The 15028-nt window shown below is 64.0% G+C and carries 12 protein-coding genes; 3 read left to right on the forward strand and 9 right to left on the reverse strand.

The features are described 5' to 3' along the window. The 6 genes from EN935_RS05810 to EN935_RS05835 all read right to left on the reverse strand — a co-directional run. The coding region (locus tag EN935_RS05810) for an LLM class flavin-dependent oxidoreductase (protein WP_164771025.1) at positions 1-232 on the reverse strand (232 nt) is incomplete at its 3' end. 70 nt (positions 233-302) lie between these two features. Then, a complete protein-coding gene (locus EN935_RS05815) occupies positions 303-1190 on the reverse strand; it encodes an ABC transporter permease (protein ID WP_127263326.1) in 888 nt (295 codons plus the stop codon). After that, positions 1187-2146, reverse strand: coding sequence for an ABC transporter permease (locus tag EN935_RS05820; RefSeq protein WP_127263325.1), 960 nt, complete (start codon positions 2144-2146; stop codon positions 1187-1189). The genes EN935_RS05815 and EN935_RS05820 overlap by 4 nt, the downstream gene beginning before the upstream one ends. A 7-nt stretch (positions 2147-2153) precedes the next feature. Then, entirely contained in the window at positions 2154-3791 is a 1638-nt protein-coding gene (locus tag EN935_RS05825) for an ABC transporter substrate-binding protein (protein ID WP_127263324.1), read from the reverse strand. Positions 3792-3825: 34 nt separating this feature from the next. Continuing rightward, positions 3826-4602 carry a DUF427 domain-containing protein gene (locus tag EN935_RS05830; RefSeq protein WP_127263323.1) on the reverse strand — a complete coding sequence of 259 codons (777 nt, stop codon included), beginning with the start codon at positions 4600-4602 and terminating at the stop codon, positions 3826-3828. Positions 4603-4616: 14 nt separating this feature from the next. Continuing rightward, a complete protein-coding gene (locus tag EN935_RS05835) occupies positions 4617-5975 on the reverse strand; it encodes an LLM class flavin-dependent oxidoreductase (RefSeq protein ID WP_127263322.1) in 1359 nt (452 codons plus the stop codon). Positions 5976-6165: 190 nt separating this feature from the next. Between EN935_RS05835 and EN935_RS05840 the strand changes: the two genes are divergently transcribed. The 3 genes from EN935_RS05840 to EN935_RS05850 all read left to right on the forward strand — a co-directional run bounded on the left by EN935_RS05840 (position 6166) and on the right by EN935_RS05850 (position 11908). Beyond that, on the forward strand, positions 6166-7980 hold the full coding sequence (locus tag EN935_RS05840) for an ABC transporter ATP-binding protein (RefSeq protein WP_127263321.1): 1815 nt from the start codon (positions 6166-6168) through the stop codon (positions 7978-7980). Positions 7981-8153: 173 nt separating this feature from the next. Then, positions 8154-10016, forward strand: coding sequence for an ABC transporter ATP-binding protein (locus EN935_RS05845; RefSeq protein ID WP_127263320.1), 1863 nt, complete (start codon positions 8154-8156; stop codon positions 10014-10016). Further along, positions 10016-11908 carry an ABC transporter ATP-binding protein gene (locus EN935_RS05850; protein ID WP_127263319.1) on the forward strand — a complete coding sequence of 631 codons (1893 nt, stop codon included), beginning with the start codon at positions 10016-10018 and terminating at the stop codon, positions 11906-11908. Before EN935_RS05845 ends, EN935_RS05850 begins: the two co-directional genes overlap by 1 nt. 26 nt (positions 11909-11934) lie before the next feature. On the opposite strand, the gene EN935_RS05855 is transcribed toward EN935_RS05850, so the two are convergent. The 3 genes from EN935_RS05855 to EN935_RS05865 all read right to left on the reverse strand — a co-directional run bounded on the left by EN935_RS05855 (position 11935) and on the right by EN935_RS05865 (position 14627). Continuing rightward, on the reverse strand, positions 11935-12717 hold the full coding sequence (locus tag EN935_RS05855; protein ID WP_127263318.1) for an ABC transporter ATP-binding protein: 783 nt from the start codon (positions 12715-12717) through the stop codon (positions 11935-11937). A 10-nt stretch (positions 12718-12727) separates the two neighbouring features. Beyond that, a complete protein-coding gene (locus EN935_RS05860) occupies positions 12728-13495 on the reverse strand; it encodes an ABC transporter permease (protein WP_206532366.1) in 768 nt (255 codons plus the stop codon). 124 nt (positions 13496-13619) lie between these two features. Then, complete coding sequence (locus EN935_RS05865; protein ID WP_127263327.1) at positions 13620-14627, reverse strand: ABC transporter substrate-binding protein; 1008 nt, start codon at positions 14625-14627, stop codon at positions 13620-13622. Between the last annotated feature and the right edge of the window lie 401 nt (positions 14628-15028).

Consider the following 15028-nt stretch of genomic DNA (forward strand, 5'->3'; position numbering starts at 1 on the left):
CGGTGCCGATCTCGATGCGGCTGGTCTTGGCGCCGACGGCCGCCAGCAGCGGGAACGGCGAAGCGAGCTGGCGGGCGAAATGATGCACGCGGAAATAGGCGCCATCCGCGCCGAGCTGTTCGGCGGCGACGGCGAGGTCGATGGACTGCAAAAGCGCGTCCGAAGCCGAGCGCACTTGCGATTGCGACGAGGGCGTCCAGTGCCCGAATGACAGGAAACCAATTTTCTTCATAGCCATGCGATATAAGGATGCGCGCCAGGCTTCAATGCAAAAGAGATTTTTCGGCGCGCCCGATCAAGGCTCATGCATCGCTATTCTCGAAGGCGCCGATGCCTTGCGCGATAAGGTTCGTTGCCATGACCAGCGAGACGATTGCCGCGGAATTGAAGACGACGACCCACCATTTGCCGCCGGTCAGGAAGCCATAGCCGTCGGCGACGGCCAGCCCCCAATCGGCCGATGGCGGCTGGATGCCGAGGCCCAGAAAGCTCAGCGTCGCGATCGAAAAGAACGCGTAGCCCAGCCTTGTGACCAGCTCGATCAGGATCGTTTCCCGGATGTTGGGCAGGATCTCCAGGAACATGATGGCGAGAGCGCCTTCGCCGCCGAGCCGCGCGGCGCTGACATAGTCGCGCTCCTTCTGCTCGCGCACGGCGGCGCGAACGGTGCGCGCCACCAGCGGCGCGTAGGCGATGCCGATCACCAGGATGACGGTGAGGTTCGACGGTCCGATCGCCACCAGCGTCATGGTGACGAGAACGATGAACGGAAACGCCATCAGCGTATCGAGCAGCCGCGCACCGATGGCATCGGTGAGGCCGTCGAAATAGCCGAGCACCAGGCCGATGATGCTGCCGGCGGCAACGCCGGCAAGTGTGGCCAGCGGCGCAACCAGCAGGATGTCGCGTGATCCGACGATAATGCGGGACAGCACGTCGCGGCCGAGCTGATCGGTGCCGAACCAGTGCGCGGCATCGGGCGGCGTCAACATGGCGAGGAAATCCTCGGCATAGGGATCGTATGGAACGAAGAGGTTGCCGAACAGCGCGCAGGCGACCCAGAACAGCAGCAGCAGCGATCCGACCACGACCGATAGGGGCAGTTCGGAGAAAGCACTGCGGATTCGGCGCACTGCCGGAAAGCCAACCATGGCGCGCCGCGGTGCGGGAAACTCCGCAAGATCCGTCATGGCGAGGTCCGGCGGCGTTGCCGCGGATCGAGCAGGGCCAGCACGAGGTCACCCGCCGCCGCCGACAGCACGAAGATCGCCGCCATCACCAGCACGCCCGCCTCGAGCATCGGGAAGTCGCGGGCCTTGGCCGCGTTCAGAACCAGATTGCCCAGTCCCTGGATGCCGAACAAAGCCTCGATCACCACCAGCCCGCCAAGCATGTATCCAGTCTGCGTCGCCAGCACCGCGATGGTCGGCGTCAGCGCATTGCGCAGCACGTGCCGAAAGATGATCTCGCGCCGCTCGAGCCCTTTCAGGACCGCGGTGCGTGTGTAATCGGCGGCCATCGCCTCGATCACCCCTGCCCGCGTCATCCGGGCGATATAGCCGGCAAGGTTCAGCACCAGCGGCAGCGCCGGCAGGATCAGATAGTAGCCATGCGTCCAGAAGCCCGCGCCATCGGGCGCAACGCCGGAGATCGGAAACCAGTTCAGCCACAGGCCGAAAATGATGAGAAGCATCAGGCCGGAAACGAAATCAGGAACGATGCCGAAGGAAACGCCCGCCATGACGATCAGCCGATCGATGAGGCGGCCGGCATTGAGACCGGCAACCACGCCAGCGCCAACGCCGAGCGGAACGAGAAAGATCAAGATAATGCCGGCAAGGGCCGCGGAGCGTTTGAGGCTTTCGAGCACGAACGGCGCCACCGGCCCGCGCATCGACAGCGAGGTGCCGAAGTCGCCGGTCACGGCTTTGCTGAACCAGAGCCAGTACTGGAGGAGAACCGACTGGTCCGCGCCGAGCCGCTTGTTCAGTTCCGCCACCGCTTGCGCGTCGGCAAAAGGCCCGAGCATCACACGGCCGACATCGCCGGGCAGAACCTGCCCGGCGAAGAACACCAGGATGCTGACCAGCCATAGCGTGAGGACAAGTGTGCCCACACGCGCTGCCAGAATGCGGCCCGTCAGCATGTCGCGATCATGCCTGGACGAAGGAAACGCGGTCGAGCAGCAGATGCGAGATCGCGGTGAAGCGCACGCCCTCGACCTTCGAGCTGACGATGCGGCTGTATTGCGAGAAGTAGCTGATGATCGCCGGCGTCTCGTCGAGCAGCAAGGTCTGGATCTTGCCGGCAACGAGGCGCTGTGCCTGCAGGTCACGCGCCTTGGAGTAGTCGAGCAGCAGCGCATCATAGGCCGGATTGTTGAAATGCGCCGCGTTCCAGGCTCCCGAACTCTTCAGCGTCGCGTTGAGGAAGATGTCGGGCGTGCCGCGATGGCCGTAGTCGGTGATGCCGAGCACCGAATCCAGCCAGGGCGAGCTGCCGAAGGTCGCCGAGCCGTAATAGGCATCCTGTGGCAGGACATTGAGCTTGACGTCGATGCCGGCCTTCTTGGCGAAGTTCTGGATGATCACCGCGTAGTCGGGAATGTCATAGGCGCGTTCGGTGGTCAGCGTCACCTCGAAGCCGTTCGGCACACCCGCCTCGCCAAGCAGCCGCTTGGCCTCGGCAATGTCTTGCTTGCGCTGCGGCACCGACGGATCGGCCGAGGGGAAGATCGGGGCGAACGGGGTGTCGTTGCCGACGATGGCGCGGCCCTTCAGCAGACCTTTGACCACCGCCTCGCGGTCGATGGTGAGCGCCAGCGCACGGCGGATGCGCTTGTCGGTGAACGGCGCCTGGTCGGTGCGCAGATGCACCTGGTCATGCGAGCTTGCCTGCACGCTCAGCAGCTTGAAATTGGGATTGCCCTCAATAGCCAGTTCCAGGCGCGTCGTGCTCGGGATGACGTCGAGCTGGCCGGCCTGCAGCGCCAGCACCTGCGCCTGCTCGTCGTCGAAGAACTTGATCTCGACCCGGTCGGGCAGCGCCTTGTCGCCCCAGTAATCCTCATTGCGCACGAAGCTGGCGCCTTGCTTGGGGCGGAAGGATTCGAGCTTGAACGGGCCGGTGCCGTTGAAAGTCTTCTCGAAATCACCGGCATAGTCGGCCGGCAGGATGACGGCATTGTAGACGTCGGAGGAGACATAGAACGGGAAGTTGCTGTTCGGACCATCGAGATCGAAGGCGACGGTTTCGTCGTCGACCAGCTTGGCGCCGCCCTTGGACAGGATGCCCTTGTAGGCCGACAAGGCCGACGAGCCGCTGGCCGGATCGACCAGCCGCTCGAAGCTCGCCACCACATCCCGGCCCGTGACCACGCGGCCATCGTGGAATTTCACCCCTGGCCGCAATTTGAAGGTCCAGCGGCTGGCCGTCTCGTCGGCTTCCCAGGACAGAGCGAGCTTCGGCTGCAGCCCGTCCTTCGGGTCGTCGAGGATCAGATACTCGCCGACCTGGCTGATCACCCCGATGCTGGCCGGATCGGTCACCGAAACCGGATCGATCGCCTTGGTCGGCTGGCCAAGCCCGACACGAACGGTGCCGCCTGTGGCGCCCGCGGCGCGGGCGCCTCCCAGCCCCTGTGAGGCGGCAAAGCCGGTCAGGCCAAGCAGTGCGGCATATTTCAGGAGATCGCGGCGCTTGAGAAAGCCACCCTGATATTCGTCGACGGCGATATTCCAGATGTCCCCCGACAGATTGCGAAGTGAGTCGATATCTCTGCGTTTGGTCATGTTAAACCCCTGCTCTGAAATGAAGATTGAAAAGCTATGCGACGGGTTCGCCGTCGAGATGGATGCGGTCGACGGCCTGCGGATAGAAGGCGATGAGGCCCTTGATCTTCGGCATTTCCTCTATGGGATCCCGGTAGCTCCAGGCGATGTCCGGGCGCACCGTTCCGTCGCTCAGCAGGCCGGACCAGTAGGAGGCGATGCCCTTGTAGGGACATCGCGTCGTGGTGACGGACGCCGTCAGCCGCTCCAGCCGGATGTCTTCCGAGGGCAGATAGAAACGCGTCGGCAGATGCGTCTCGAACAGCAGCACCGGACGATGGCTGTCGGCGATCGGCTCGCCATCGAACCAGACCTGCACATGGCTCGAGCTTTGCAGCACATCGATGCGTGCATACGGGTCTCGCGCATGGACGAAGACTTCCTCTTCCTCTTCGAACCATTGGTCGACGGCCTTCCATGTGAAGGCGATGCGCCCGGCCAGGGGCGACAGGTTTTCATCCGGCGGCGAGACGAACGACCAGGCGGCGTTGGCACTGCGCCTATCGCCGTTGTCGATGTCCCAATAGGCGGTCTCGCCACCGACCGGATGAGGCTCACGATGCAGCGAGGGTTTCAGCACCGATGGGTCGACCGCTGACGGCGGGAAGAAGTAGATCGGCAGGAAATGGTTGGAGCGCAGCACCAGCACATTGCGGCTGTCGGCGATGGTGCGGCCGCCGAATTTGACGCGCACGCGCTTGGGGCTGTGCAGGACATTGACGAGCCGCGGAGCGGTGGCTTCGCGCGGCTGCAATCTCGGTGCGATGGTCATGATTGTTCTCCCGGTCAGGACACGGCGCGCGCATTGTCGCGCTGCTCGGCGAAGCGGTTGGCGGGCCGCGCCAGGCCGAAGCGGTCGCGCAACGTTCCCGGCGCGTATTCGGTCGGGAATACGCCGCGGCGCTGCAGCTCCGGCACCACCTGTTCGGCGAAGTTCACCCAATCCTCGGGCAGCAGCGGGAACATCAGGTTGAAGCCGTCGGCGGCACCCGACACGAACCAGTCCTGCAACTGGTCGGCGATCTGTACCGGCGTGCCGGCGACGGTCGGCACCGAACCGCTGTTGGCGAGCTTGCGGGCGATCTCGCGCAGGCTGAGATTCTGCTTCGCCCACTGCTTGACGCGGTTGAGCGAGGTGCGCCCGCCATTGAAGGTGCTTTCGTCCGGCAGCGGCGGCAGCGGCCCGTCCGGCGGGAACACCGACAGGTCCAGCCCGCTCCAGCTGGACAGAAGGTCGATGCCAACCTGATCGGGGAGCAAGGTCTGCAGATACTCCTGCCTTTCCCGGCCTTCCGCCTCTGAAGCCGCGACGATCGGCAGGATGCCGGGCAGGATCTTGAAACTCTCCGGCCGCCTGCCGTGGCGGGCGAGACGCTCGTTGATATCCTGACGATATTTGATGCCATCCTCCTTGGTGCTGTAGATGGCGAAGTGCGCATCGGCCTGGGCGGTGGCGAAGTTCTTGCCGTCCTCTGAGGAGCCCGCCTGGACGATCAGCGGATGGCCCTGTGGCGACCGCGAGACGTTGAGCGGCCCGCGCACCCTGAAGTGCTTGCCCTTGTGATCGATGGGATGGACCTTGTCGGGGTCGGCGAAATAGCCTGACGCCTTGTCGATCAGCAGCGCCTCGTCTTCCCAGCTGTCCCACAGCGCCTTGACGATATCGAGGAATTCGGCCGCGCGCTCGTAGCGGAATGCATGTTCGATATTGCCGTCGCGGCCGAAATTGCGCGCTTCCTCGTCCATGGCCGAGGTGACGACGTTCCACGACGCCCTGCCCTTGCTGATGTGGTCGAGCGAGGCAAACATGCGCGCCACATTGTAGGGCTCGCTGTAGGAGCTCGACGCCGTGGTGATCAGGCCGATATGCTTGGTCACACCGGCCAGCGCCGACAACAGCGTCAGCGGTTCGAGGCGGGCATTGGCGTAGTGGGCGACGCCGCTCTTGACCGAATCCCAGATCGAAACGTGATCGGCGACGAAGATCGTGTCGATCCTGGCGCGCTCGGCCGCCTGCACGAGATCGCGATAGAATTCGAAGTCCAGCACTTCCCGGCCCGGCGCCCGCGGATGGCGCCACGACATCCGATGATCGCCCTGCGGGTTGAAGAAAAATGCGCTGAGGATCATGTGGTCTCGAGCCATGCCGGCCTCCTTCCAGATCTGCTCCGGAGACCGTCGCGCTGCCTCGGCAAGCGGCGACAATCTCTGCTGATCCGAGAAAGGTAGATTGCGCTCCGGCTTAATCCGAGTAATTTTATAGAGATAATGCATTGCGAAAGCGGAAGCGATTGCCCTCGATGGCAGCGCTGGAAGAAAGTGGTTTCAAGTCCCCATGTCCTCCTCGGTTCTGAACGTAGACCAGCTGTCCATCGCCTATGACGGGCGCAAGGGATCGCATCCCGCCGTCAGCGGCGTGTCGCTGCACATCGGCGAAGGCGAAGCGCTCGGCCTGGTCGGCGAGTCGGGATCTGGCAAAAGCTCGGTGGCGCTCGCCATACTGCGCTATCTGCCGAAGAACGCCCGCCTCGCGGCGTCAGCGCTGGAATTCCAGGGTCGGGAAATCCGCGACCTTTCCGCCGAGCAGCTGCGCCAGCTCAGGGGAAATCACATCGCCGCCGTCTACCAGCATCCCGGTGCTGCCCTCAATCCAAGCATGACGATCGGCCGCCAGATCACCGAGACGATCATGCGGCACCGCCCGGTGCGCCTCGACGAGGCGCGCGAGCGTGCCGCCGAACTGCTCGGCCGTGTCCGCGTCAGCCATCCGGAGCGTGTGCTGGGGCTCTATCCGCACGAACTCTCCGGCGGCATGCAGCAGCGCGCCAACATTGCCATCGCCATTGCGCTCGACCCGTCGCTGCTGGTGCTGGACGAGCCGACGACGGCGCTCGACGCCAGCGTCCAGTCCGAGATCATCGCCATCCTGCATGACCTCCGCAAGGATCACAAAACCAGCATCCTTTTGATCAGCCACGACATCAACATGATCCGCCGCTCCTGCGACCGGGTGGCGGTGATGCAGGCGGGAGCCGTGGTCGAAAGCGGCGCCGCCGGCGATGTCTTCGACAATCCTTCTCATGCCTACACAAAGGCGCTCATCGCCTCGATCCCGGCCATCAACTACACCAAGCGGGATGGAAGGCTGGCGGAGACCGATAGACCCGACCTGCCACCGCACCCGGCTGTCCAGGATGAAGACGCCGGCGCGCCGAAAGAACGCCGGATCGCGATCGCCTGCAAGGGCATAAGCCATGCCTTCGGCAGCCAGCCAGTGCTGCACCACGTCGATCTCGACATCTGCCAGGGCGAAACCTTCGGGCTGATCGGCGAGTCCGGTTCCGGCAAGTCGACCCTGGCACGGATCGTCACCGGCCTGCAGACGCCTGATGCCGGGTCGGTCGAACTGTTCGGCAGAACGGTCGCGCCACGCGTCGAGAAGAGAAACCTTGCCGAACGCCGTGATGTGCAGATGGTCTTCCAGTCGCCGGACCGCACGCTCAATCCGCGCCAGCGGATCGGCAGGATCCTCGGCCGCCCACTGCGCCGGCTCGCCGGCCTGCGCCGGAGCGAGGTGAGAGCGCGCGTCAGCGACCTGCTGGCCTCGGTTCGCCTCGCCGGCATCACGGCCGAACAGAAATCGCGATCGCTGTCCGGCGGCCAGCGGCAACGGGCGGCCATAGCGCGCGCCTTCGCCGGCGTGCCGAAGGTCGTCGTGCTCGACGAACCCACTTCGGCGCTCGACGTCTCCGTCCAGGCGACGGTCCTCAACCTGCTCAACGACCTGCAGCGCGACAAGGACACGACCTATCTGTTCATCAGCCACGACCTCAGGGTGGTGCGCTACATGGCCGACAGGATCGGCGTGCTCTATCGCGGCCACCTCGTCGAAACCGGTTCCTCCGACCAGATTTTCCAAGGCCCCAATCACCCCTATACGGCCCTGCTGCTGGCCGCGTCCTCCGATGCGGCCGAGCCGAAACCATTCGCTCCAGCCGAGATCGAGGCAGCCGACAGCCCGAACACGGGATGCTCCTTTGCCGACCGCTGCCCCCTGGTTCTGCCCGACTGCCGAAAGGCGGAACCGCCGGCCACAGAGGTTGCGGCCGGCCACCGGATCGCGTGCTGGCGGCACGGCCAGGGTTTTTGAGCGGCTCGACAGCAGTCCGAAGGTCCGCAGAGCAGCATCTTTCCGTTCAGGTACAGTGCGATGTCAGAATTGGCTCTTGAAGGGTCAACTCGGACACGCGTAACATCGCCCCATCTGAATTGAGTCTGCTTTATTAGTCCGGGCTAACGCCCGGATTGGCTTGGATATTTTCCTTGAACACGCAAGCAATCGGCGGCGCGCCGGAGCGCGGCAAATCGTTTGCCCATGTGGCGGAAGCCTCCTGGGGCAAGGGCCTCAGCACCTTGCTCCGCATCGTGCGCATGACGCTGCGCCATCCCTGGCAGGTCGCCATCACCATCGTCTCGACCTTCATCGCGGCGACGCTGCAGCTTTTCATCCCGCGCCTGCTGGGACGCGCCATCGACCAGGCGCAGGGCGTGATGGCCGCGGGCGCCGGTGCTGCCGCGGAACAAGCGCTGTGGAACACGGCGCTGACGCTGCTCGTCGTCAGCATCCTGCGCGGCCTCTTCACCATGGCGCAGAACTACTATGGCGAGGCCGTCGGCCACCGCACCGGCTATGAACTGCGCCTGGCTTTCTATGAGAAGATCCAGCGCCTGAGCTTCGCCTACCACGACAGGGTCCATACCGGCGATCTCATCACGCTCGGCCTGCTCGATCTCGACGGCGTGCGCATGTTCTTTTCCACCGGCATCCTGCGCGTCGTGCTGCTCGGCGTGCTGATCGGCGTCGGCGCCTATCTCCTGATCAGCACCGATCTCGTGCTCGGGCTGCTCAGCCTAAGTTTTGTGCCGTTCGTCGCCTGGCGGTCCTCGGTCACCCAGCTGGCGTTGCGCAGCACCTGGCTGACTTTGCAGGAGCGCCTCTCGGTGCTGAGCCGGGTGATGGATGAGAATCTCGGCGGCATCCGCGTCGTGCGGGCCTTCGCGGCACAGCGGCATGAGCTGGAAAAATTCGACCGCGCCAAGCTGTCGGCGCTGGAGCTTGCCAATCAGCGCGTCGACATCCGCGTCTCGAACACCAGCGCCATGAACTTCTCGTTCCTGGCCGCCATGGGCCTGGTGCTCTGGTTCGGCGGCCAGAAGGTGATCGCAGGCCAGATCAGCGTCGGCACGCTGGCCCAGTTCCTCACCTTCATGACCATCCTGCAGATGCCGGTGCGCCAGCTCGGCCTGATGGTCAATTCCTTCGCGCGCGCCTCGACCTGCGGCACCCGCCTGTTCGAACTGCTCGATGCCGAGCTAGACATCGAGGACGCGCCCGGCGCCAAGGACCTCGTCGTCGCCGACGGCGTGCTGCGCTTCGACAATGTCGGCTTCCGCTATGAGGGCGCGGGCGACCGCCCGACGCTGTCCGGCATCTCCTTCGAGGCGAGGTCCGGCGAGACCATCGGCCTTGTCGGCCCGCCGGGCAGCGGCAAGTCGACCATCGCGCACCTGATCCCGCGCTTCTACGACGTCACCTCGGGCAAGATCACCATTGACGGCCAGGACATCCGCGAGGTGACGCTGCAATCGCTGCGCAAGGCCGTCGGCGTCGTGCAGCAGGACGCGTTCCTGTTCACCACCTCGATCGAGAACAACATCGCCTACGGCAATCCCTGGGCGCGCGAGACCCGCATCGGACAGGCCGCCGAGTACGCCCAGCTGCACAACTACATCATCGGGCTCCCGGCGGGTTACACCACGGTCGTCGGCGAACGCGGCGCCTCGCTTTCCGGCGGCCAGCGGCAGCGCCTGACCATCGCTCGCAGCCTGATGCTACGGCCATCGGTGCTGGTCTTCGACGATTCGACCGCGGCCATCGACGCCGGCACCGAGCAGCGCATCCGGGCGGCCATGAAGCGCTTCGCCAAGGATCGCGTCACGCTGATCATCTCGCACCGGCTGAGTTCGCTGATGCATGCCGACCAGATCCTGTTCGTCGAGGGCGGCCGGATCGTCGAACGCGGCACGCATGAGGAGTTGCTGGCGCTGGGTGGACGCTATCGCGCGCTGTACGACCTGCAGCTGCGACCGGAAGACGACCGGCCTGCGGCCATGGGAGCCGCATGATGTCGACACAGAGCGACGACGACAAGGAAGACACCAGCGGCCGGCCGACCAAGGCTGTCGTCGGCTCGCATCGCGACGAGGAAGAGGTTTTCGGCAAGGCCTACGATCCGCGCATCGTCAGGCGCATCTGGAGCTTCGTGAAGCCGTATCAGAGCCGGATTTTCATCTCGGTCGCCGCCGTGCTGGTGTTCACGCTGACGCAATTGGCGATCCCGCTGGTCATCCGCTACGCCATCGACCACGGCATGACGGCGGGCAGGCTCGACCAGTCGGTGATGATCGCCGCGACCGGCGCTTTCGCCGTGATCATCCTCATCAACTATGCCGCCAGCTACGTGCAGGAAAGCGTCGTCGGCAAGGTGGCCGAAAACGTGCTGTCCGACCTGCGCCGCGCCATGTTCAGCCATCTGCAGCGTGTCTCGCTGAGCTTCATGGACAAGACCGAGGTCGGCCGGCTGATGTCGCGCCTGCAGGGCGACGTCAATTCGATGCAGGAGTTCCTCGAGACGTCGGTCATGTCGGTGGGCGACATCGTGCTGTTGTTCGGCATCGTTAGCGTCCTGCTCTGGCTCGATTTCCGGCTCGGCTTGCTGACGCTGTCGACCATGCCGGTGCTGTTCATCGTGCGCCTGTTCTGGCTGCCGCGCGCCAAGGTCGCCTTCATGGCCGCGCACGAGACCAATTCGATCGCCAACGGCGCGCTGGCCGAAGGCATCCATGGCGTGCGCACGGTGCAGAGCCTGGAACGCCAGCACGTCAATTTCGACCTCTACGACGAGAAGGTTCTGGCCAATCTCAATGCCCATCTGACCTCGGCGAAATACGCGCAGGTAATGGTGCCGATCGTCGACACGCTGACCGGCATCGCCATGGCGACGGTCATCGTCGTCGGCGGTTCGATGGTGCTGTCGCACAGCCTCGACATCGGCGTCATGGTGGCGTTTCTGTTCTACATCCAGCGCTTCTTCGACCCGATCCGCTCGCTCACCATGCAGTACAGCGTCATGCAACGCGCCATGGCTTCCGGCCAGCGCATCTCCGAAGTGCTCGACGTGCCGGTGGACGTCAGCGACAGGCAAGGTGCTATCGCGTTGTCGCGCGATATGGACGGCTCGGTCGAGTTCAGGAACGTCACCTTCGGCTATAGGCCGAACCAGCCGGTGCTGAAGAACATCTCGTTTCGCGTCAATCCGGGCGAGACCGTGGCCCTGGTCGGCCCGACAGGATCGGGCAAGTCGAGCTCAATGGCGCTGGTGCACCGCTTCTACGATGTCTGGTCGGGTGAGGTCCTGGTCGGCGGCCATGATGTGCGTGACCTGACCCAGGATTCGCTCGGCGATCAGGTCGCCATGGTGCTGCAAGAGCCGTTCCTGTTTTCCGGCTCGGTGCTGGAAAACATCCGCTACCACAAGACATCAGCCAGCCGCGAAGAGGTGGTCCGCGCCGCACAGGCCGTCGGCGCGCACGACTTCATCGAGAACCTGCCCGACGGCTACGACACCGAACTCGAGCAGCGCGGCGGCAACCTCTCGCTCGGCCAGCGCCAGCTGATCAGTTTTGCGCGCGCATTGGTGGCGGATGCAAAGATCCTCGTGCTCGACGAAGCCACCGCCAGCATCGATTCCTACACCGAGATGCTGATCCAGAAGGCACTGATCACCCTGCTGGAAGGCCGTACCGGGCTGGTCATCGCCCACCGCCTAGCCACCATCCGCGGCGCCGACCGCATCATCGTCTTGCAGAACGGCGAGATCGTCGAAAGCGGCAACCATGAACAGCTGATGGCAAGAAAAGGCCTCTACGCCCGCCTCTACAATATGAACTACGCCTCGTTCGACGATATTTCGGAAGGCGAGCTGCAACTGGACGCGTCGGTCGGCAAGGCGACGTGATTGGGCCTGCAAACGACCGCAGGCGCCTAGGCCATTTCGGGGCGTTTTGAACCCTCGCGGATGGCCTTGTGCACGCCGCGTTGCAGATCCATGAATGCAGGGCTTTCCATCACCTCTTCGCGGCGCGGGCGCTCGATATCGACGTTGAAGGTCTGCGTGATGCGTCCCGGGCCGATGCCCATGACAACGATGCGGTCCGACAGATAGACGGCCTCCTCCACGTCATGGGTGACAAACAGGACGGTCAACCTGTGTTCCTCCCAGATCTGGGTCAGAAGTTCCTGCATTTGATGCCGGGTCAAGGCATCGAGGGCGCCGAAGGGCTCGTCCATCAACAGCATCTTGGGCCGATAGGAAAGCGCACGCGCGATGGCGACGCGCTGTTTCATGCCGCCCGAGAGTTCGGCCGGATAGCGGTCGGCGCAGTCGGACAGCTTGACGAGTTCGAGATGCTCCAGCGCGATCCTGCGGCAGGTCGGGCGATCGTAACCGGCGGCCTTGAGGGCAAACTCGATGTTCTGCCGCGCCGTCAGCCAGGGAAGCAGCGTGTAGGACTGGAAGACGACGCCACGGTCGAGGCCCGGCTGCAGGATCGGCGCGTCATCGATGCTGAGATCGCCGGCGTCGAAGTCCTGCAGTCCGGCCACGATCGACAGCAGCGTGCTCTTGCCGCAACCTGACGTGCCGACCAGGGAGACAAACTCGTTGTCGGCAAGATCCAGGTTGATGTCGCGCAGCACTTCCGTGCGCCGCTCGCCGGTGCCGAAACTCTTGTGCAGGCCGGCGATCCGCAATTTGGGAGGGCTCATCGGCTGGACCTCATTGCGAGCGGCCCTCTTGCTTGAACAGCACCTTTTCCAGCGCCTTCATCACCTGGTCGGTGATGAGGCCGAGCAGGCCAAGCAGCAGGATGTAGCCGATGATGGTGTTGGTCTGGAAATAGCGCTGCGACACGGTGATGCGATAACCGAGCCCCGATGTCGCGGCGACAAGTTCGGCCAGCACCAGCCAGGTCCATGCCCAGCCCAGGCTGATGCGCAGCGTATCCCAGATACCCGGCAAGGCGCTGGGCACGACGATGCGCGTCAGGATCTTGCGATCCGGCAGGCCAAGCGTGCGCCCAAGGCCGATGAAATCGGCGGGAACCCGTTTCACATTGTCCATGATCATCAGCACCTGCTGGAAGAAGGTGCCGATGAAGATGATCAGGAACTTCTGCGAATCGCCGGTGCCCGCCCACAGGATGGAAAGCGGCACGAAAGCGACGACCGGCATGTAGCGGATGAAATCCACCAGCGGCTCGATGGCCGCTTCCCAGGAGCGGAAACTGCCGATCAGCACGCCAATCGGTATCGACAGTGCCGAGGCGATGAGGAAGCCGATGGAAATGCGATACATCGAGGCTTTGAGGTCCAGCCACAACGTGCCGTCGGTCGCGAGCTTGGCGATCTGCGTCGCGACGCTGCCCGGCGACGGCAGGAAGATCGGCTTTACCAACCCCAGTCCGGTCGCCGCCCACCAGGCAAGGCCAAGCCCGACAAAGACAGAAACCGCGATGATCAGGAAGCGCGACCTGGCGATGGGCACGCCGATCCCGGAGGATCGGCGGCGCCTCACCGGCTTCGCGATGAGGCCTGGCGCGGAGTGCGCCGAGCCTGTTTCCGTGGGATGCTCCCCGGACATCTGTGTCACCACCGCGATCCGGCCTTGGTCATTCCGCCGCCTTGACGAAGGACGGGTCGATCATCTGCTCCGGCGTCACATCGGCCTGCAGCAGCTTGGCGTTCTTGGCGGCGGCTTCGACATCGGCGAAGGTCTTGGTGGTGAAGTCGCCTGTCAGCGCCGTCTTGTTTTCGGCGAGTGAGTAGTAGCGCACGCCGTCAAAGGCGGTGTTGAGGTCCTTGACGTCCGAACCGACAGCCTTGGCGATGATGGCGCGCCCACCGGGCGTGTCGGCATTGTAGTCCTTGAGCGCTGCGTCCCAGCTCTTGATCATGGCCAGCACCTGGCCGGGTCGCGACTTGATCACCTCGTCACGCACCACCAGCACGTCGCTGATCAGGCCGGGATCCTCGCCGGCGGTGAACAGCAGCTTGAGATCCTTGTTCTGCGCCATGGCGACGGTGAGGTACGGTTCATAGGTCACCGCGACCGGCACCTGGCCGGCGATCAAGGCGCTGCCGGCGTCGGAGGCCGGCATCGGAACCGGCTTCACGTCGTCGATCGACATGCCGTTCCTGGCGAGCGCGTATTTGAGCAGGATGTCGCTCGTCGTGCCTTCCTCGAAGGCCACCTGCTTGCCCTTGAGGTCCGCGATGGAGGTGACGTCCTTGCCGGCGATGATGGCGTCGGCGGTCATGGAGACGTCGAGCAGCAGCACGATCTTCACCGGCAGGCCGGCCGCCACCATGCCCATCGCCGTGTGGGTGGCGATGTTGGCGGCGTCGAGCTGGCCGCTTGCAAGGGCTGCATTGATGTCCTTGTCCTCGGCGAAGTTGACGATCTGGACGTCCGTCAGCCCGTTTGTCTTGAACAGGCCCTTGGCCTCAGCGACATGCCACTGGCCATAGCCAAGCCAGGGTTCGATGCCGATCTTGAACGATCCCGTCTCGGGCGTGGTGGGAATGGCCGTATCGGCCGCGTAGGCTGCCGGGGCAGCGGCGAGCCCGATGGCGGCGGCCATCACAAGCGCGCGAAATTGTCCTGTTAGGTTACGCATCATCTTTGTTCCCCTTGATGATCAGACCGCTTTTTCTAACCCAGGTAGCCGGTCTGGTGAGACTGCGGGTTTCTGCTCTTGCGGCACTGTGCCTCGGCGTCTTACCTGCCACTTCATGGTGAAGTGCGAGGATATTTCAGCGTCAGCGGGAGCGGATGTCAAGGCTAAAATACATACATGCATATACAAGTTGGAAAGACTCAATTTTTCACACTGGCGGGGCATATCCGCCTGCCCTATCGCGACGATGACTCACGCTTGTTCCGGATCGATCCGGTCGAGGAAACCGGTCACCCGATCGGTTCCGGCAACAGGTTCGCTGCCGACCATGACCGCGACTGAAAAGGCAATGAGGGAGGAGACCGGCGTGTGGCTGCGCGCGCCGGCGCGCAGGTTCATGA

Origin of the sequence: Mesorhizobium sp. M7D.F.Ca.US.004.03.1.1, assembly GCF_003998635.1 — a bacterium.
Taxonomy (GTDB): Bacteria; Pseudomonadota; Alphaproteobacteria; order Rhizobiales; family Rhizobiaceae; genus Mesorhizobium; species Mesorhizobium loti.

Coding starts and splice junctions, on each gene's coding strand:
- EN935_RS05815 (WP_127263326.1), bottom strand. CDS start 1,190: ATGACGGATCTTGCGGAGTTTCCCGCACCGCGGCGCGCCATGGTTGGC.
- EN935_RS05820 (WP_127263325.1), bottom strand. CDS start 2,146: ATGCTGACGGGCCGCATTCTGGCAGCGCGTGTGGGCACACTTGTCCTC.
- EN935_RS05825 (WP_127263324.1), bottom strand. CDS start 3,791: ATGACCAAACGCAGAGATATCGACTCACTTCGCAATCTGTCGGGGGAC.
- EN935_RS05830 (WP_127263323.1), bottom strand. CDS start 4,602: ATGACCATCGCACCGAGATTGCAGCCGCGCGAAGCCACCGCTCCGCGG.
- EN935_RS05835 (WP_127263322.1), bottom strand. CDS start 5,975: ATGGCTCGAGACCACATGATCCTCAGCGCATTTTTCTTCAACCCGCAG.
- EN935_RS05840 (WP_127263321.1), top strand. CDS start 6,166: ATGTCCTCCTCGGTTCTGAACGTAGACCAGCTGTCCATCGCCTATGAC.
- EN935_RS05850 (WP_127263319.1), top strand. CDS start 10,016: ATGTCGACACAGAGCGACGACGACAAGGAAGACACCAGCGGCCGGCCG.
- EN935_RS05855 (WP_127263318.1), bottom strand. CDS start 12,717: ATGAGCCCTCCCAAATTGCGGATCGCCGGCCTGCACAAGAGTTTCGGC.
- EN935_RS05865 (WP_127263327.1), bottom strand. CDS start 14,627: ATGCGTAACCTAACAGGACAATTTCGCGCGCTTGTGATGGCCGCCGCC.